Origin of the sequence: Methylococcus sp. ANG, assembly GCF_040730495.1 — a bacterium.
Classification (GTDB): Bacteria; Pseudomonadota; Gammaproteobacteria; order Methylococcales; family Methylococcaceae; genus Methylococcus.
Map to the genome: position 1 here is coordinate 2,264,897 of NZ_CP160399.1, position 19,043 is coordinate 2,283,939.

The following is a 19,043-nucleotide window of genomic DNA, read 5'->3' on the forward strand; positions in this document are numbered from 1 at the left end:
GCCGATACGGGCGGAATCGAACCGTTATTTGATTTTGTTCAAGCCAGTATCCTCGATCGCCTGCTCGCAACGCGAACTGACCTTGGCTTCGTTCTTTTCCAGGCAGGCCAACAGCCGCCCTTCGCCGGGTTCGACGTTGGCGCAGTACTTGTCCAGATCGTCGTCGCATTCCGCGGCCACATAGCTCAAGGCATTGACTTCACGCTGAAGCTGGGCCGCCGCATCGTAAATGGCGTATTCGCAACGCGTGGAAAGCTTGTCCTGGTAAGCGTAGAGGCAAGCCAGTTGGCGTCCGTCGCCCGGCATCACGTCCTTGCAGAACTTGTCCAGTTCGGCCTTGCAGCCGGTCTTGAACGTCGAGACCGGGTCGTCGGCCTGGGCCTGCTCGGCGGGCGCTGGAGCCTTGGTCTGGGCCTTCTTCGCCGCACAAGCGGGCTGCGTCATGAACGCCGCCAGCAGCAGGCCGGCGAACAGATATCGTGCACTGTACATGAGATGTTCCTTATTATTGATGGGTGATGTGAGGAATCGCGCACCCTCTTGCCCGCAAGTTCCGACCCGAGCCGGCCCTTCCGTTGGCGGCGCGCGCCCGGCATTGTAGCCAGACGCCCCGGGAAAACCTATCCGGCTTGAGGCACGACCATCGTCCGAACGGTAAGAGACCGCCGTTTTGCAAAATGGAGGAGGTGGACGGAAAATAACCGAGCGGCACACTCAACCATGCGAAGCCATCTTCCGCTGCCGCCGCGACTTGCCAAACGCACAAGGTGCCCCCTCCCCGTACATTTTCGCCCACATGAAGAACCCGTCCGAATCCGCTATCCGGTTGCTGAACCGAGGACTCTTCGTCGCCGGGATATCTCCTTTTCTCTCGCTTGCGCTGGGCAGCTTCACCCACGGCCTGGGCGCCAATCCCGTGGAGACCATTTCCCACAGCAGCGGCCTTTGGACATTGAGGCTGTTGCTGGGCGCCCTGGCCATCACGCCCTTGGCCAAATTTCCCGGCGGACACTGGCTCGTTAGCCTGCGCCGCACAGCCGCCCTGCTGGCTTTCTTCTACGCCTGCCTTCATGTCTCGAGCTACCTGATATTCGATCAGTTTTTCGACGCCCGCGAAATCTGGCGGGACATTGCCAGGCGACCCTCTATCGTTGCCGGCATGACGAGCTTTCTGATAATGGTTCCGTTGGCCGTCACATCCAGCCAGGCCATGGCCCGCCGTCTCGGCCGCAGAAACTGGCGACTGCTGCACCGGTGGGTATATGTCGCCGCTGCCGCGGGCGTATTCCATTATTTTTGGCTGGTAAAACGGGACACATCGGGGCCGGCGCTCTACGCCGTGATCCTGGCGATCCTGCTGTGCCTGCGACTGGACGATGCAGCCCGACGGCGGGCCGGCCGCGGCGGGGCCGACCGCCCTTCCGCGACATCCCCCGATTACAAACCCCTCGGCACCACAGCCAACGGATTAGCGCCGGAACCGGGCAACCAAGGAACCGCCCCCAATCGACGCATAATGTAAACTCCATCTAATACCATGCAGCTGGTCGCTAGACGCCAGCCATGTGCCAAGCCACTTACGTAATGGACATGCCTGACAAACAAAACGCGCTATGTTTCTTACCGTGACCGACGGTGGTTCCCCGGCCATATGAAATCCCAAGTTTCATGTCATGGAAACCAGTTGGCGGCGACCGGCGGTCCCCTTCCACCGCGGGCCGCCGCCGCTTAGTTCCTCCCGCCCGGCGCTTCCGCCACCGGCCGTCAATGCTCCCGCACGTCCCTTGCGTCTTCGTTCCAGATCGGATTATCCCGGTCCTGCGGATCGAGTTTGACCACGTCCTCAGGGAAAATATGCCAGAACGAACGGTCGATCGCACCCTCCTGATAATGGGCATCTTTCCGTCCGTGGTGGAAGGGGCACCACCAGTTCTCCACCAGCTTGACGAGATAGGCGTGCCATTCGAACAACCCCACGCTGAAAGGACAATACCAGGTACAATTAAGTATCCAAAATAACTTGGACTGGGTTGGGCTAAGCCTGTAGCCAGGCTGCATGACGATCTGGTTTGACAGCTTATATCGGAAGCTGGCCCGATCCGGGAGAAACTCTTTCAAAGACTTTACATTTTCAGCGCCCATCAGCTTCAGATGGAAATAACTGATATAGGCGCTGATTATCACAAAAGGCAGCGTCAGGATGGGCAAATAAATCAGAAACACTCCCAAAATGCGCGTCGCATACGAGATATCATTATGATTTTTCCCGATTACGACACGGCTCCCGTCCACCCCCGACGGACCACAAGTTTCGCACTTTTTCATTTTGAGCCTCAGCCAAAGCGTTCTCGTTCTTATGAATGCGGCTCAGATATGCCTGAGACGCCGCCCCATATCCTCTGTTTTCGATCCCGGCAAGGACCTTTGCCGGCATCGCGGCAGAGAAGCTATGAGGTCGAAAGCGCCGCGTCAAGCGGCGGCATCCCGCCGAAACGGCTCGAGCCGCGGGGACGGAGCGGGAATGATCCGTGGCATACAGCCGGGAGGGGTAGCGCAGTGATCGCACTGGTGCCGACGACCGGCTGGCAAGTTCTTGCGCTGAAGGGGGCGGAACCTCCTTCCGGCACCCGCCCCCAATTCCATTGCAGGCCGGGGCGGAAGTTACCACCCCGGCAATGAGACGGGCTATTGCATGCCTTTCTTCAACGCATCGAGCAATTTGCTGCCGGCGGCCGCATCGTCGCTGCCCACCAGCACCATCACCATCATGTGATCGCCCATCCGAATGCATTCGATCACTGCCAGGGTCTTGTCGGTCCAGGAACGGACGGAGTCGGCATCCTTACTGATCCTACCCGTCGTCTGCGCGGACATGAGCGACTCGCCCCGGCTCACGCAGTCGGCTTCGCTCAGAGCCGACTGCATATGATCCCAGTACATGTTAGGGGTGGCCAGTGCAGCTTGAGATACGCCCAGCAGGGCAATCAGCATCAGAGAAAATTTTGCAAACATGGTCGGTCCTCCTCGTTTTCTACACCAAAAACGGAACCCGCTTCGGGAGCGTTTGCCGGACGAAGCGGAGGCTCGCCTTGCAAGCTGGATATTACGTCAATCCTCACGAACTTGCCCAGCAGCGGATTGGGCGCCGCCAGGGTCGGGCCGCTGCCCCCGATTCCGGCCGACTTTGCTGTCAGGCTTCGAAGGAACCGTAGCCATGCAAAGCACCGGGCTTCCGGCTCGGCGAGCCGGCGTCGGCACCCCGCTCCTTGTAAAGGAGATAGATGAAAACCGCCATCAGCCCAATCAGAATCCAATACTTCAACCAAAACAGGAACTTCAGTTTGGCCAGGAATGCGGGATGGCCGAGGAGATAAGCGTTGAATTCAGCGAAGAAATTTTCGAACACAGCGGATGACCTCTCAGATCTGCCAGCCAGTTGCCCGGCTTCCGCCCCCGCTCGCCTAATTCGAAGTCAGGGGCCCTTGGTAATGCGATGCGGGAAAGGACGAAACCCCTGACCGCGACATACGCAGGTGAGGCACTTACATTGAAATTGGACCGCAGACACGTCCACTCAGTTCCACCGACCTGCCGTCAATGAGTTATGCGAGGCGACCCCGCAGCCATCCGGAGAGCCGTCTAGCTTTGGGTCGCGGCGCCCCCTCAGCGATTGCGGAAGGCCCGTACGATGGGCGCAACGATCGGAACCAAGAAGGCGCCTGCCACTGCCCGGAGTTTTCCCCACGGCCCGTATGGCCCCCATAGTTCGGGCGGGAATACACGATGCCACAGCGCCTCGTTCAGCCATTTTTTCAGAGCACACCCCCATGAGGGAAGGGAAACCGAGGGCACGGCGCACAAGCAAAACCTCACCAGCCCCGCATCTGCGCATTCCGGCGAACGTGACCGTTGATTCCGGTGATCGTGACCGCCGGGGATCTCATGCCGCGCTGGAGGTTGGTTTTTTACTTGGACCGGTCACGTTGGGTCAAGCCGGCGGTGGTTTTGCGCATCGACTCGCCGGTCAGGGGTAGCCGGTGGGCGTTGTGCAGGAGGCGGTCGAGGATGGCATCGGCGAGGGTGGGCTCGCCGAGGTAGTCGTGCCAGTGCTCGACCGGCAGCTGGCTGGCGATGAGGGTGGAGCGCAGGCCGTGGCGGTCTTCGATCAACTCCATGAGGTCGTTGCGCTGAGAGGCGGTGAGCGGCTGGATGCCCCAGTCGTCGAGGATGAGCAGGTCGGTGCGGGCGAGCTGGTTCATGAGCCGGGAATAGGAGCCGTCGCCGCGGGCGACGGCGAGCTGTTCGAGCAGCCGAGGCAGGCGCAGGTAACGGACGGCTAGTCCCTGGCGGCAGGCCTGATTGCCGAGGGCGCAGGCGAGATAGGTCTTGCCGGTGCCGGTGGGGCCGGTGAGGCAGAGATTGTGATGGGCGCGCAGCCAAGAGCCTTCGGCGAGCGCGGCCATTGGGGGACGATGCAGGCCGCGGGGGTGGCGATAGTCGATATCCTCGATGCAGGCGGCAAGGCGCAGCTTGGCGTCCTTGAGCAAACGGCTGAGGCGGCGGTTGTCGCGGTAGAGCAGCTCCCGGTCGACGAGCAGCGCGAAGCGCTCGTCGAAGGAGAGATCGTGGGTGGCGGGCTGTTCGAGCTGTTGTTCGAAGGCCTCGCGCATGCCGGTGAGGCGCAGGGTGTGGAGCTTGTCCAGGGTTTGCTGGGTGAGCATGGTTTTGTCTCCTGTTGTAACGGGTTTCAGTTGTAGTAGTCGGGACCGCGCACGTTGCCGTGGGCCGGCAGCGCCGCGGCGGTCTCGTCATGGGCCTCATGCGGCTGGCGGTCGAGCCCCTTGTCGAGGATGGAGCTGACGGAGCGATAGGACGGTGATTGGATGGCCAAGGCCCGCGCACAGGCCGCCTCCAGCCGCGCTCGGCTGTAGCGCCGAGCGAGATTGAGCAGGCCCAGGCAGGCGCGGTAGCCGTGCTCGGGATGGGGCCGGTTGTTGAGCTGGTGTTCGACCACGTGCAGCGTCGCTACGCCGATGTCTTTGGCCCAGTTCATGAAGCGCCCCGGTGACCACTGGCGGTGCTCGCGGTGGGACTTGGGCATGTGCTCGGGGAGGGTGGAGAAGCGGCCGGCGCCCTGGCGCGGGTGCGCGGCGACGCGGTGTCCCCGGTGCAGCACCTCGATGCTGGTGGCGGTGGCGCGCAGCTCCAGCACCTGGCCGACCAGCGCATGGGGCACGCTGTAGAGGCGACCGCCGAACTCGACGTGGTAGTCGATGCCGGGCTTGACCTGTTTCCACTCGGCGTACTCGTAAGGCACCAGCGGCAGGGGTTTGAGGGCCGGCCGGTCGAGGGACTCGAACAGGTCGCGGCGGCTGTCGGGCTGGCGCTGGAAGGGGCGGCCGTTGAGTGACTCCAGCAGCTCGTGTATGGCCTGGTTGAGGGCCGCCAGGGAGTGGAAGGTGCGATGGCGCAGCCGGGCCAGAATCCACCGTTCCACGACTTGCACGGCCACCTCCACCTTGGCCTTGTCCTTCGGCTGGTAAGGGCGCGCCGGCAGGATGGCGGCGCCGTAGTGGCGGGCCAGCTCGGCGTAGGTGGCGTTGGGCTCGGGGGCGTAGCGGCAGGGCTGGCTCACCGCCGCGCGCAGGTTGTCCGGCACCCACAGCGCGGGGGTGCCGCCGAAGTAGCGCAGGGCGCGCTGATGGGAGGCGATCCAGTCCGGCAGCGCCTGGGTCCAGGTGGCCTCGGCGTAGGTGTAGCTGGAGGCGCCGAGCACGGCGACGAACACCTGCGCCTGGCGCAGCTCGCCGGTGGCGGGGTCGATCACCGGAACGGTGGGGCCGCAGTAGTCGAGAAAGAGCTTCTCGCCGGCGTGGTGAACCTGGCGCATGCTGCGCCGCTGCTGGCCCTGCCAGAGCCGGTAACGGTGGCAGAACTGGCTGTAACGGTAAGCGGCCTCGCCGTGGGTCGCCACGTACTCGGCCCACAGCAGCTGCAGGGTCACCCCCTTGCGCTTGAGCTCGTGGTGAAGGCGCGGCAGGTCCGGCTCCACGAAGCGCGCCGGGGCCGTGGGGGCGGGGAACAGCAACCGCTCCAGGGCCGCCTCGTCCATCGCCCCGGGCAGCGGCCAAGCAACGCCCTTCGCCTGGGCGAGGCTCACGTACTTGCTGACCACGCCCTTGGAGACGCCCAGCGCCCGGGCGATCTTCTCGTGGCTGAGCTTCGCCTCGTGCTTGAGGCGCAGAATCTCGGTGATGTGTCGCATGGAACTCCTCTTTGCCGGCATGTCGCCCCCTTCGAAAGTAAAAGGGCGGCTCTATGCCTGTTGGGGTTGAGAAATTCCAGCGCGGCTGAGGTGATTCCGGGAACGTGACCGCGATTTCCGGCATCGTGACCACCGATTCCGGCCGGAAGGCCAAAATCGGTCACGATCAAACGGAATCGCCGGTCACGTTCACCCGGCATGGGCGGTCACGATCAAACGGAATCGGCGGTCACGTTGGGCCGGAATACGCACGCCCGAAGGGTTTCGGGCAGGGCTGCCCGAAAACAAAGGTGGCCCGAAGGACCGGACGAGGGAGAGGTGAGCGGGGTCGGATCGACCGCCCTGAATGGCTGTCGATCCCCGCGAACGCCCGGTTCCAGGGCACAATTCGCGGGCCTTGGGGACCGGGCGGTCTCTCCCGACGGGTTTGTGCACGGCGGAGCCGCCGGCAGCGTCGCCATCAATGCGCAGTGTCAAGACCCACGCGCATTCCTCAAATTCATGGCCTCTGCTGGCCCAGCATTTCCGGTGTGATCAGGGTAACGCCCTTTTCTGTCACATGAAATCGTTTACCGTCCTCGATCGGGTCCACGCCCACCGTCATCCCGTCCGGAATCCGGCAGTACTTGTCCACCACGACGCGTTTCAGCGTAACCCGGCGGCCGACGACCACCTCGGGCAGAAGAACCGAGTCTTCGATGTGGCTCCAACTCTCGACCCGCACTTTGGTGAACAGCAGCGAACGCCGCACCGTGGCGCCGCTGATGATACAGCCGCCCGAAACCAGTGAATCCGACGCTTGGCCGCGGTGGCCGTCGTCGTCGAAGACGAACTTGGCCGGTGGAAAATGCTGAATGGCACTCCAGATCGGCCAGTCGTCGTCGTACAGATCGAGGTCGGGAACCACTTGGGTAAGATTCAGGTTCGCTTCCCAATAGGCATCCACGGTGCCGACATCTCGCCAGTACGGCACATCGCCCACCATGTTCACGCAGCTGTCGGCGAAACGATGGGCGAAAACGCGGGCGCGCGGCACCAGATAGGGAATCAGGTCCTTACCGAAATCGTGGCTGGACGCAGGGTCTTGTGCGTCCCGTCGCAACTCCTGATACAGAAACCGTGCGTCGAAAACATAGATGCCCATGCTCGCCAGCGCTTTTTCGGGGTGCCCTGGCATGGGTGCGGGCTGGTCGAACTTTTCCTGAAAGTCGACGATCCGCCCCTCGTCGTTCACGCTCATCACGCCGAACGTCCTGGCCTCGGCGAGCGGCACCTCGATGCAGGCGACGGTCAGGTCCGCGGCCTTGGCCACGTGGTCCGCCAAAAGCCTGCCGTAGTCCATCTTGTAGACGTGATCGCCGCCCAGGATCAGCACGTGATCGGGATGGTTGGCACGCAGGATGTCCAAGTTCTGGTAGACGGCATCGGCGGTGCCTTGATACCAATCCTCGGTGAGCCGCTGTTGCGCGGGGATCACGTCGATGAATTCATTCAGATTGGCGGACAGAAAACTCCATCCGTGCTGGACATGGCGAATCAGGCTGTGCGCCTTGTATTGGGTGACGACGCCGATGCGCCGGACGCCTGAATTGACGCAGTTGGAAAGCGGAAAATCGATGATCCTGAGTTTCCCGCCGAACGGCACCGCGGGTTTGGCGCGCCAGTCCGTGAGCTGTTTGAGGCGGCTGCCGCGCCCGCCGGCGAGCACCACGGCGTAGGTGTTACGGGTCAGGGTGCTGACGAAGCGTGGGTTCGCTTCCCGCTTGAGCTGGCAGTAATCGAAGTGTGGGCATTCTCCTGGGGTGCTCATGTTGCGCCTCTGCGTCGACGTGTTTTCAATACCAAGGCGGGTTGGGCTTTCCATCCTCAGGGTATTCGCCCACACCACGGCGAGAAAGAAAGGTTCGAGCACCTTTCCTCGGATTTCATGAACGGCAAGCTCAATCCCGCGGCGACCATGAAGCCCGGTCAGATGCAGCGCTGGAAGATCGTCAACGCGGCAATGCGCGTTTCTACCCACGGTACGGTTCGCCGCCGATCGGCGTGATGGTATCATCGCGCGGGAACAACCGCGGGCTCTGGCCAATCCGGCTGCTTTTTCGAGGTAATATGTCGGTCAATTATTCCACGGGACTGCTGGGTGGCTGCTTGTCCATGGCTGTGCTGGCGCTGGCGTCGGCACCCGCGCTGGCGGAAAACTACCAACGCGGCCATGAGCTTTATGGCAACCACTGTCAGGCTTGTCATACCAAGAGGGTTCACCTCAACAAGAAGCGAAAGGTAAAGACTTTGAGCGAACTCCGAAAGCGGGTCGAGGGTTGGGCCGCGCACGCCGGGGACGACTGGGGAGAGAGCGAAGTCGACGATGTCGTCTATTACCTGAACCGCAGGTACTACCACCTGGCCCAATGAGCCCGCCCCGTGCGCAATCGCATCGAGTTATTGCGGCAAGCGACCCGGCAGGGTGCTCGGGTACGCCACTCCGTTCCATCCAAGAAACGATCTCGCGGGCGGTTCGCCCGTCAGCCGGCCGCGCCTTAAAGCATGGCGCTCCCCAGGGCCAAGCCGTACAGGACGACCAGGATGAGGATGGCCGCTATCGAGGACGGCGCCGGCCCGGCGAGACCGATGACTCCGCCATCGGATACGCGGCAGAAACCCGGTGTATTGACGGGCCGACCCGGCCGAAAACCCCATGCGCTCATGATACGGCGGACCCTGCTCGGGCTGCTGGCGGCGGTACTGGCGGGCGTCGGCATTCCCTTCATGACCGGCATGCCCGGCGGCTCCCATAGCGGGCCGCTGCCTCCCCTGACCCCGGAGGAAACGGCATTGCGGGAGAGGCTCAAACTGCACGTCAAGGCGCTGGCGGGAAACATCGGTGAGCGCCATCTGTGGCGCCACGGCGCCCTGGAGTCCGCCGCCCGTGACATCGAGGCGTCCTTGGCCGGCCTGGGTTATGCGGTTGCCTCCCAGCTTTATGTGGCGCATGGCAAGCCGGTGCGCAACCTGGAGGCGGAGTTGCCGGGGAGCGGGGAGCCGCCCGAGATCGTCCTGGTCGGTGCCCACTACGACACCGTCGCCGGTTCCCCCGGGGCCAACGACAACGCCTCCGGCGTGGCGGCGATGATCGAGATCGCGCGGCTTCTGGCCGGGTCCGAGGCACGCCGCGCCGTGCGTTTCGTGGCCTTCGTCAATGAGGAACCGCCGCTGTTCTATGGCCCCGACATGGGCAGCCGGGTTTATGCCCGCAGGTCCTTCGAACGGGGCGAGCGCATCGTCGCCATGCTGTCCCTGGAGACCCTCGGTTTTTACACTTCCGCTCCCGGCAGTCAGCGCTATCCCAACCCGCTGTATGGCCTCTTCTATCCCGACCGCGGCGATTTCCTCGCCTTCGTCGGCAACCTCGCCTCGCGCTCCCTGGTGCGGACTGCGGTCGCCTCGTTCCGCCGCCACACGGCCTTCCCTTCGGAGGGCATCGCCGCCCCGGGCTGGTGGGGCGGGGTTCACTGGTCGGATCACTGGTCCTTCTGGCGCGAAGGCTACCCCGCCCTGATGGTCACGGACACGGCTCTTTATCGTTACCCGCACTACCATACGGCCGACGACACACCCGACCGGCTCGACTACGACAGCCTGGCCCGGGTGACGGCGGGGCTCGCCCGCGTGGTGGCGGAACTGGCGCAGTGAGGCGGTTCGCTCACGGCATGGCAACAGATAGCGCCTCTATGCTTTTTCCCCTTGCCCTGGACGTGTCATAGTGAGTGGATACGGACGAGGAAAGGGGGCGTCACGCCTTTTTGCGGATCGAAACCTTCCCGCTCGGTCAGTTGATAGATGCCGTTCCCCAGAGGCTGCCTAGCTCCATTCTCAAATCCACCGGCGTAAGCCAGCCGATGAAATCCTGTTTCCGAGCAGAAATGACGAATGACTTTGTTACGGTATTGAAGACCACCTTGACTCTTGACGCCTGACTCGTATAAGTGAATCGCTTGCCCTTGGCGACCGATTTAAAGCTCCCAGCCGGTACCAGTACGAGGTTCTTACCACCAAGCTCGATCCGGAGTTCGACATTCTGCAGATCGAGTCCATTACCGCCATCGTTGTACGTGCCGGAGACATCCAGTGCGCCCTTGCCTGGCTTCTTCACTTTCAGTTTCGATTTCGTGATCGACCGAATGAGAATGCCCGGCGAACCGGTGCCGAACGCCACCGCACGGCTCCAACCATTCGCTTGCGGCGCATCCAGATACAGGAACCGGGCCGAACTGTTCTGGCCCCCGACCGCCATATATTTGGGATGGCCGTTTTCGAGGACGTTTTCAACGGCGGTTCCGACTCCCGGATCATCGCGGCGCCCGTTGCCGTTGTGCGCGACGCCGTCGTACCACCACTGCTCGTCGGCGTAACCGATGGGGTGGGAACGGGACGCCTTCCAGTGCCAGTTGTCTACCTTGGTACCGGGAGCGGTTGCGTGCAGGTTTCCGTGGCACATGCTGGCGCAGGTACCTGCCGAAACGAAATCGTCGTTCTGCATGTCCCAGAGAAAGGCGATCCTGTCCTCGTTCTCCGTGCTCTTGACCCAGCCGCCGCTTCCATAGGTCCACTCGCCCCGCCTATCGTTGCGGGTCGGATCGGTCCAACTCGCGGTGATCTCGATTTCATCACTCGCCAATAGCTTTCCCCTCAACTCCGACAGACGTGCGGGTTTCTCGCTGAAAACCAGATCGCCGGCCTCCATGGGGATACCCATCGTGAACACCTTGCCGCTGTCCTGCGTCGTGTGCGACAAGTCCTCCTTGCCTCCCCCATTGTCGAACGTCGTCACTTGAAATGCATAGGTCCCGCCTTTGGCGAATACGACGTCGTGGGCGGGATCGCCCGTATCGAGCTTGCGTCGAAAGGTGACGCTCCAGCCCCTCCCCTCCTCGTAGCGCGCTGTGGTCCGAACGTCTGCACGTGAACCGTAAGGAACTTGCATGACGTAACCAGGGACCGTGTCACCTTTTGAAAAGGCCGTTACTGGACCTGGCAACACCAGGACTACCAAAGCGAAGCAGGAAATTGCCGGTTGCCACGGAAAGCTCATGATCTTTACCCCCCTTTCCCAATCAAAGTACATATAACAATTTGGCTAATGATAATCGATCTCATTCGTGCTATCAACCAACTATCCGTATCTCCGTTGCGGCTCGACATCTGCAAATTTGGCCATGACGGAAAGCTTGAAATCCCCCCTTCGATGCATTACCGTGAGCGGTCCGTAAGGCTGGGGGTGCCTGGCGATGGCCGGGCTGAGACATACCCTTCGAACCTGATCCGGCTGATACCGGCGTAGGGAAGCTGAGCTTTCGAGCTGTTCGAAGAACCCGATCGACATCCTCCCCCGCGCGCCTTATCCGTGTCCAACCAGGAGCAAGCGATGAGCGCGATCCCCCAAGAATTCCTGCACGAGGCGGTCACCGCCAAGAAAGCTTCGATCCGGCCGTTCGCGGCCTCGGAAAAGGTCTACGTCCAGGGCAGCCGCCCGGACCTGCGCGTCCCCCTGCGCAAGATCAGCCAGTCGGACACGCCCACCAGCTCGGGGCGGGAAAAGAACCCGCCGGTCTACGTCTACGATACCTCCGGCTCCTATACCGACCCCGCCGTTTCGGTCGACCTGCGGCAGGGCCTGCCGCCCTTGCGCAAGCGCTGGATCGAGGAGCGCGGCGACACCGAGCAACTGGCGGGTCCGAGCTCCTTTTACGGCCAGCAGCGCCAGCACGATCCGGCCTTGGCTTCCCTGCGCTTCGAGCACATCCGCAGCCCCCGCCGGGCCAAGGCCGGCGCCAACGTCACCCAGATGCATTACGCCAGGCGGGGTATCATCACGCCGGAGATGGAATTCATCGCCATCCGCGAGAACCAGAAACTGGACGCCCTGGCGGAGATGTACCAGTTCCAGCATCCGGGCGAAGCCTTCGGCGCGGCCATCCCCCAGGTCATCACGCCCGAATTCGTGCGCGACGAGGTCGCCCGCGGCCGCGCCATCATCCCCAACAACATCAACCATCCGGAATCGGAGCCGATGATCATCGGCCGCAATTTCCTGGTGAAGATCAACTGCAACCTGGGCAATTCCGCCGTCAGCTCCTCGATAGAAGAAGAAGTGGAAAAGATGCTGTGGGCGATCCGCTGGGGCGGCGACACGGTGATGGACCTCTCCACCGGCAAGAACATCCACGAGACCCGCGAGTGGATCATCCGTAATTCGCCCGTACCCATCGGCACCGTGCCGATCTACCAGGCGCTGGAAAAAGTCGACGGCAGGGCCGAGGAGCTGACCTGGGAAATCTTCCGCGACACGCTTGTAGAACAGGCCGAGCAGGGCGTGGACTACTTCACCATCCATGCCGGCATCCGCTTAGCCTTCATCCCCCTGACCGCCAGGCGCACCACCGGCATCGTCTCGCGCGGCGGCTCGATCATGGCGAAATGGTGCCTGGCCCACCACAAGGAAAGCTTCCTTTACACCCATTTCGAGGACATCTGCGAAATCATGAAGGCGTATGACGTGGCCTTCTCCCTGGGCGACGGCCTCAGACCCGGCTCCATCGCCGATGCCAACGACGAGGCCCAGTTCGCCGAGCTTCGCACCCTGGGCGAGCTGACGCAGATCGCCTGGAAGCACGACGTGCAGGTGATGATCGAAGGCCCCGGCCACGTGCCCATGCACATGATCAAGGCCAACATGGAGGAGCAGTTGAAGCACTGCCACGAGGCGCCCTTCTACACCCTGGGGCCCTTGACCACCGACATCGCCCCCGGCTACGACCACATCACCTCCGCCATCGGCGCCGCCATGATCGGCTGGTACGGCACGGCGATGCTGTGCTACGTGACACCCAAGGAACACCTGGGGCTACCCAACAAGCAGGACGTGCGCGACGGCATCATCGCCTACAAGATCGCTGCCCACGCCGCGGACTTGGGGAAAGGCCACCCCGGCGCCCAGGCGCGCGACAATGCCTTGTCCAAGGCCCGCTTCGAGTTCCGCTGGCAGGACCAGTTCAACCTGTCGCTGGACCCGGAGAAAGCGCTGGAATTCCACGACGAGACCCTGCCGCAGGAAGGCGCCAAGCAGGCGCATTTCTGCTCCATGTGCGGCCCGCACTTCTGCTCGATGAAGATCACCCAGGACGTCCGTGACTACGCCCGCGAGCACGGCCTGGACGAAACCGAAGCTTTGGCCAAGGGCATGGAAGAAAAGTCGGACGAATTCGTCAAGACCGGGGCCGAGGTCTACCACCGCACCTGATCGCGACGATGAACTCTCCCCATTCGAACACACCGCCGGTCAAGCCCGGCGGCCTGCCCGTCCTCGGCCACATCCTGAAGTTCGGCCGAAACCCCCATGCCTTCATGATGGCCTTGCGGCGCGAGTTCGGGGACGTGGCCGAGTTCCGGATGTTCCACCAGCGCATGGTGCTGCTCACCGGCAGCGGGGCTAGCGAGGCCTTCTACCGGGCGCCGGACGAGGTGCTCGACCAGGGCCCGGCCTACAAGATCATGACCCCGATCTTCGGCCGCGGCGTGGTGTTCGACGCCCGCATCGAGCGCAAGAACCAGCAGTTGCAGATGCTGATGCCGGCGCTGCGCGACAAGCCGATGCGTACCTACTCCGAGATCATCGTCGCCGAAGTCGAGGCCATGATCCGGGACTGGAGCGAGGCCGGCACCATCGACCTGCTGGAGCTCACCAAGGAACTCACGATCTACACCTCCAGCCATTGCCTTCTGGGCTCGGAGTTCCGCCACGAGTTGAATGCCGAATTCGCCGAGATCTACCGCGACCTGGAAATGGGCATCCAGCCGATCGCCTACGTCTTCCCCAACCTGCCGCTGCCGGTGTTCAAGCGGCGCGACAAGGCGCGGGTACGGCTGCAGGAACTGGTGACCCAGATCATGGAGCGCCGCGCCCAATCGCAGGAACGCAGCACCAACGTGTTCCAGATGCTGATCGACGCCAGCTACGACGACGGCAGCAAGCTGACGCCCCACGAAATCACGGGGATGCTGATCGCCACCATCTTCGCCGGCCATCACACCAGTTCGGGCACCACCGCCTGGGTGCTGATCGAGCTGCTGCGGCGCCCGGAATACCTGCGGCGGGTGCGGGCGGAGATCGACGCCCTGTTCGAGGCCCACGGCCGGGTGACTTTCGAATCGCTCCGGCAGATGCCGCAGCTGGAGAACGTCATCAAGGAAGTGCTGCGGCTGCACCCGCCGCTGATCCTGCTGATGCGCAAGGTGATGAAGGATTTCGAGGTCCAAGGTAAGCTCATCGAGGCGGGTAAATTCGTCTGCGCCGCGCCCTCCGTCACCCACCGGATTCCGGAGCTGTTCCCCAACCCGGAACTGTTCGATCCCGACCGCTACACCCCGGAACGGGCCGAGGACAAGGACCTGTACGGCTGGCAGGCCTTCGGCGGCGGCCGCCACAAATGTTCGGGCAACGCCTTCGCGATGTTCCAGATCAAGGCCATCGTCTGCGTCCTGTTGCGGAACTACGAGTTCGAGCTGGCCGCGGCGCCCGAATCCTACCAGGACGACTACAAGAAAATGGTCGTCGAACCCGCCTCGCCCTGCATGATCCGCTACCGCAGGCGCAACGCGCCGGCTGCCGTGGCTGCGAAGGCTGGTGCCGGTGAGGCTCCTGCCGAAATCATCCGCGGCGCTTTCCGGGTGGCCGTCGACTGGGATCTGTGCAAGGGTCACGGCAATTGCATGGCGGAAGCGCCGGAGATTTTCCGGGTCGACGAAGACGGACGGCTGACCCTGCTCAGCGAAACGCCCGATCCCGCCCTGGCCGGGAAAGCCCAGGCCGCGGAAAAATTCTGCCCGACCCGGGCGATCAAGATCCTGCCTCAGCGCGATCCCGCTACGCGGGATTGCTCCCTCTCGCCTTTGGGAGAGGGTTAGGGTGAGGGTGTCAAAAAAGTTTTCTTCCAGTCTTAATCGCTAGCAAGATGCTGCTCTCGCTCCGCTACAACTTCCTGTTCGTCCATATCGCCAAGACCGGCGGCACCAGCGTGCGCGACTCGCTGTGGCGCTACAAATGGACCGATCCGGCGCGGATTCCGCAATTCCTGTGCAGCAAGCTCAGCGGGCTCACCGGCCACGAGATCGGCGCCAAGTTTCCCCGCCACGCCAAGGCCATCGCCGCCATGGAGATGCTGCCGCGCGAGCTGTACCAGAAGCTGTTCAAGTTCGCCTTCGTGCGCAATCCCTGGGATCTGCAGGTCAGTTCCTACCACCACATCCGGCGCGAGCGCCCGGACCTGCTGGAGGGCATCGACGGCTTCGAGGACTTCCTGCGCTGGAAGCTCGACCCCGAGCGCCCGCCACAGTACCACGCCGACATGTCGATCGAACTCCAGACCGACTACCTCATCGACCTGCGCGGCAATCTGATCGTCGACTTCGTCGGCCGCTACGAACGGCTCGCCGAGGACTTCGAGGAAGCCTGCCGCCGCATCGGCATCGCCTGCCCCAAGCTGCTGCACAGCCGCAAGGCCACCGACCGCAGCAAGGACTACCGGCGCTACTACAACGACACCACCGCCGAACTGATCGAAGCGCACTACCGCCCGGACGTCGAACGCTTCGGCTACCGCTTCGACGACCCCTTCGACTCCGCTCAGGGCAAGCCTTTCCTGTGATGGACCTCCCCGGCTCCATCCTGATCGTCCGGCTCGGCGCCATCGGCGACATCGTGTTCGCCTCCGCGCTGATCCCGGTGCTGCGGCAGGCCTTTCCCGATGCACGGCTGGTCTGGCTGGCCGATGAAGCCAACAAGGATCTGCTGATCCACAATCCACGGCTGGACCGGGTCGCGACCTGGCCGCGCGCACGCTGGGCCAGGCTGCGGAAGGAGGGACATTACGGCATCCTGCTGAAGGAGCTCCGCGCACTGGTACGGAGCCTCAGGGAAGAGCGCTTCGATTGGGTGCTGGACCTGCAGGGACTCATGAAAAGCGGCGTGTGGGCGGCGCTGGCCGGCGGCAAGACCCGCATCGGCCTCGGCTCGCGCGAAGGCAGCCAATTCCTGATGACGAAGCGCATCGACCGCCGCACCGAGTCGAACACCATCGGCAGTGAATACCTCAAGCTGGCCGTCGAACTCGGACTCGACACCGAGGCTTTCGCCATGGATTTCGTGCCGGGGGACGAGGCCGAAACGGAAGCCGGAACGATCCTGGAGGCGCTCGGCATCCGCCGACCTTACGCGGCGATCTTCCCCTTCACCACCCGCCCACAGAAGCACTGGATCGACGGGAACTGGTCGGCTTTGGCCGATGAGATCAGCGCCCGTTACGGGTGGCCCGTCGTCATGCTGGGCGGGCCGGGCGATACCGAACGGGCCGAAGGAATACGAAACCGCTGCCGATCGGACCTGAAGAACCTCGCCGGAAAAACCGGCTTGGCCGTCAGCGGCGCATTGATCCGGCGCTCGGCCCTCGGCATCGGCGTGGATACCGGACTGACCCACATGAGCATCGCCCTCGGGCGCCCCACCCTCGCCCTGTTCGGCTCCACCGCCCCGTATCTGGAAACCGGCCGCAGCGACGCCGTCGTGCTCTACGAGGCCCTGCCGTGCTCGCCCTGCGAGCGCCGCCCCACCTGCGACGGCGCCTTCACCTGCATGGCGCGGCTCACGGTCGAGAAGACCCTCGCCGCAATCGACGGCATCCTGAACCGGGCCTAGGCCCTCAAACCAGCACCCGTCCCGTCAGCCGCTCGAGGATCTTGAGCGGCGACGTGGCGGGATCGCGCATGGCCTCGACCGGGAGATAGAAGGTCTGCTCCAGCAGGTACTGGCCGGCCATGACCGCATGCGAGGCCTGATCGGTGAACACCATCCAGGTGGTGGATGGGGGGAAGTCGAAAGGCGCCTGATCCACTTCGGCCTGATAAGCCATGTCGGCTTTCATCTTGTCGTGCAATTGCAGCATGTAATGATCGTAGGCGCTGCGCCGGCTCTTGGTCAGCCCCAGCCACTGCAGGAGGGGAGCACTGCCCGGAAACGGCGCCGGGATGGAAGGCAGGAAGCGCTTGGCCATGGGCTCGAACGCCTCGCCGAGACGCCAGCGGCGGGGACGGCCTTCCGGATTCACGTTGGCGAATACCCGCAGCAGCCTCCGCCCTTGCACGGGGGATGAAGGAAAAGCATCGACATGCAGCCGGGTGTCGTCCTTGCGCCAGGAACTCGCGCGTCCGGCGGCCTCCACCGGCCGGAAGCTGGTACGGCCTTGCACCAGGGCATGACTGTATTCCGGCAGCAGCCTCGCCACCAGGCCGGCCGCCCGGCCGGCGAACCGCGCCATCATGGCCCGCAGCGCTTCCACGTCGGCCACCGCCGGGCCGGTCCCGTGCAGGTCGCCGCTCGCGGCGTCGAAGCTGACGTTCTTGCTCTTGCCCACCGCCTGCGGCGACAGGAAGGCCTTTTCATTCGCCTCGATCCCGAACCCGAGTTTGGGGAAGTACAGAACCTTGCCCTGCTCGATTTCGTTCAATGCGTCGGCACGCTCCTTCGCGGAAAAAGATGCATCCCAGTCGGCGCCATCGAACTCGAATATTCTGCTCATACGCTCTACCTCTCTCCTGATGCCTTGTCGTTATGCGGGTTTATCCGCCGTGCGGCACGCCATAAGGCTGGGCCGGCACGATCGGCGGGCGGCCGAGAATCAGGTCGGCCACGAGCCGGGCCGATGCGGGAGCCATGGTCAGGCCGTTGCGGAAATGGCCGCAGCTCAAATACAGATTTCCGAACGAAGGCACTGCGCCGATGAACGGTATGCCTTCCGGCGATCCCGGCCGCAACCCGGCCCAATGGCCGACGATCTCCGCATCCGCCAGCGCCGGCACCCGCCGGCGGGCGAATTCCAGCAGGCTCCGCCTTCCCTCGGCGTCCGGAACCTTGTCGAACCGGCGGTGTTCCACGGTGCTGCCGCACAGCAATACGCCGTCCCGCCTCGGAATGAGGTAACGATCTTCCGCCAGCACGATATGGTCGACAACCCCAACGGGCGCCTGGAACGCCAGCATCTGCCCCTTGACCGGCGCGACGGGCAGATCCGGAATCAATGCCCCCAGCACTTCCGCGGACCAGGCGCCGGCCGTGACGAGATAGGTTTCCGCCTCGAACGCCCCCTTCCCGGTCAGCGCCCGCACGATCTTTCCGTGCCGGGCTTCCAGGGCGGTCACGGCAACGCCCTCCTCGATGGCGATGCCGAGCCGGCGGACATCGGCCAGCACGGCGCGCAATAGACGGGGATTGCGCACCTGCGCCACCTCGGGCAGGCATATCGCCGGCAGCGGGGACGGCGCAAGGCGGGGCTCCGTCAAGGCCAGGGCACCGGGTTCGATCCACTCGCGGCGAACCCCGTGCGCCGCGCACCACGCATCGGCAACCGCGGGCTCTTCCGGGTCCAGCACCAGCAGCCCGCTTTGCCGCCATTCGGGATCCAGACCGGTTGAATCCAGCAACTCCTCGGCCAGGCCGGGATACCGCCTTTGGCTCCAGGCGCAGAGCGCGGTGACCGCTTCCGGCGCACGCCAGGGATACAGCGGCGACAGAATGCCGCCCCCCGCCCAGGAGGACTCCCGTCCGGCAGGCCCCTGGTCCAGAATCGTGACCGACAAGCCGGCCCCGGCCAGTTCGCGCGCCGCCAGCAGGCCGCTGATTCCGCCTCCGACGACGATTACATCGGTCACGTCCCCAACCCTTCCCATCGAG

The 19,043-nt window shown here is 63.6% G+C and carries 17 protein-coding genes and 1 riboswitch; of the genes, 7 read left to right on the plus strand and 10 right to left on the minus strand.

Going from position 1 to position 19,043, the window contains the following annotated elements; all coding sequences use genetic code 11:
* Positions 1–24 precede the first annotated feature (24 nt).
* Positions 25–492 (minus strand): cysteine rich repeat-containing protein, encoded by a 468-nt coding sequence (locus tag ABZN20_RS10965; protein ID WP_218807859.1) that lies wholly within the window; start codon positions 490–492, stop codon positions 25–27.
* A 304-nt stretch (positions 493–796) separates the two neighbouring features.
* Here ABZN20_RS10965 and ABZN20_RS10970 point away from each other — a divergent pair, with 304 nt between their 5' ends.
* Positions 797–1,522, plus strand: a complete 726-nt coding sequence (locus ABZN20_RS10970; protein WP_367025275.1) for a protein-methionine-sulfoxide reductase heme-binding subunit MsrQ — start codon at positions 797–799, stop codon at positions 1,520–1,522.
* A gap of 242 nt (positions 1,523–1,764) precedes the next feature.
* Here the strand turns inward: ABZN20_RS10970 and ABZN20_RS10975 are convergent, their stop codons facing one another.
* From ABZN20_RS10975 to glgC, 6 genes are all read right to left on the minus strand, one after another.
* Positions 1,765–2,325 (minus strand): hypothetical protein, encoded by a 561-nt coding sequence (locus ABZN20_RS10975; protein ID WP_218807860.1) that lies wholly within the window; start codon positions 2,323–2,325, stop codon positions 1,765–1,767.
* Positions 2,326–2,685: 360 nt separating this feature from the next.
* Positions 2,686–3,012, minus strand: coding sequence for a hypothetical protein (locus ABZN20_RS10980; protein WP_255556589.1), 327 nt, complete (start codon positions 3,010–3,012; stop codon positions 2,686–2,688).
* 178 nt (positions 3,013–3,190) lie between these two features.
* Positions 3,191–3,406, minus strand: a complete 216-nt coding sequence (locus ABZN20_RS10985; protein ID WP_218807861.1) for a hypothetical protein — start codon at positions 3,404–3,406, stop codon at positions 3,191–3,193.
* 559 nt (positions 3,407–3,965) lie between these two features.
* Entirely contained in the window at positions 3,966–4,721 is a 756-nt protein-coding gene (istB, locus tag ABZN20_RS10990; RefSeq protein ID WP_367025276.1) for an IS21-like element helper ATPase IstB, read from the minus strand.
* 26 nt (positions 4,722–4,747) lie between these two features.
* Positions 4,748–6,286 carry an IS21 family transposase gene (istA, locus tag ABZN20_RS10995; protein ID WP_367025277.1) on the minus strand — a complete coding sequence of 513 codons (1,539 nt, stop codon included), beginning with the start codon at positions 6,284–6,286 and terminating at the stop codon, positions 4,748–4,750.
* Between the two features lie 478 nt (positions 6,287–6,764).
* Positions 6,765–8,075: a glucose-1-phosphate adenylyltransferase gene (gene glgC, locus ABZN20_RS11000; protein WP_367025278.1), complete on the minus strand. Its 1,311-nt coding sequence runs from the start codon at positions 8,073–8,075 to the stop codon at positions 6,765–6,767.
* 479 nt (positions 8,076–8,554) lie between these two features.
* On the opposite strand from glgC, the gene ABZN20_RS11005 reads away from it, so the two are divergent.
* Complete coding sequence (locus tag ABZN20_RS11005; protein ID WP_367025279.1) at positions 8,555–8,677, plus strand: hypothetical protein; 123 nt, start codon at positions 8,555–8,557, stop codon at positions 8,675–8,677.
* A gap of 216 nt (positions 8,678–8,893) precedes the next feature.
* Entirely contained in the window at positions 8,894–9,955 is a 1,062-nt protein-coding gene (locus ABZN20_RS11010) for a M28 family peptidase (RefSeq protein WP_367025280.1), read from the plus strand.
* Between the two features lie 136 nt (positions 9,956–10,091).
* On the opposite strand, the gene ABZN20_RS11015 is transcribed toward ABZN20_RS11010, so the two are convergent.
* On the minus strand, positions 10,092–11,246 hold the full coding sequence (locus ABZN20_RS11015; protein WP_367025281.1) for an ethylbenzene dehydrogenase-related protein: 1,155 nt from the start codon (positions 11,244–11,246) through the stop codon (positions 10,092–10,094).
* A 280-nt stretch (positions 11,247–11,526) separates the two neighbouring features.
* Positions 11,527–11,623: riboswitch (TPP riboswitch) on the plus strand.
* 64 nt (positions 11,624–11,687) lie between these two features.
* Here ABZN20_RS11015 and thiC point away from each other — a divergent pair.
* From thiC to ABZN20_RS11035, 4 genes are read left to right on the plus strand one after another with little or no spacing between them, the layout of a single operon-like run.
* On the plus strand, positions 11,688–13,562 hold the full coding sequence (gene thiC / locus ABZN20_RS11020) for a phosphomethylpyrimidine synthase ThiC (protein ID WP_367025282.1): 1,875 nt from the start codon (positions 11,688–11,690) through the stop codon (positions 13,560–13,562).
* 8 nt (positions 13,563–13,570) lie between these two features.
* Positions 13,571–15,226, plus strand: coding sequence for a cytochrome P450 (locus ABZN20_RS11025; RefSeq protein ID WP_367025283.1), 1,656 nt, complete (start codon positions 13,571–13,573; stop codon positions 15,224–15,226).
* A 47-nt stretch (positions 15,227–15,273) separates the two neighbouring features.
* Complete coding sequence (locus ABZN20_RS11030; protein WP_367025284.1) at positions 15,274–15,966, plus strand: sulfotransferase family 2 domain-containing protein; 693 nt, start codon at positions 15,274–15,276, stop codon at positions 15,964–15,966.
* Complete coding sequence (locus tag ABZN20_RS11035) at positions 15,966–17,012, plus strand: glycosyltransferase family 9 protein (protein ID WP_367027557.1); 1,047 nt, start codon at positions 15,966–15,968, stop codon at positions 17,010–17,012. Before ABZN20_RS11030 ends, ABZN20_RS11035 begins: the two co-directional genes overlap by 1 nt.
* A gap of 4 nt (positions 17,013–17,016) precedes the next feature.
* On the opposite strand, the gene ABZN20_RS11040 is transcribed toward ABZN20_RS11035, so the two are convergent.
* Both ABZN20_RS11040 and thiO read right to left on the minus strand, forming a co-directional pair.
* The gene (locus tag ABZN20_RS11040; RefSeq protein ID WP_367025285.1) at positions 17,017–17,892 is read right to left on the minus strand and encodes a Kdo hydroxylase family protein; all 876 of its coding nucleotides are present in this window, start codon (positions 17,890–17,892) and stop codon (positions 17,017–17,019) included.
* Between the two features lie 40 nt (positions 17,893–17,932).
* Positions 17,933–19,021, minus strand: coding sequence for a glycine oxidase ThiO (thiO, locus tag ABZN20_RS11045; protein WP_367025286.1), 1,089 nt, complete (start codon positions 19,019–19,021; stop codon positions 17,933–17,935).
* Positions 19,022–19,043: the final 22 nt, after the last annotated feature.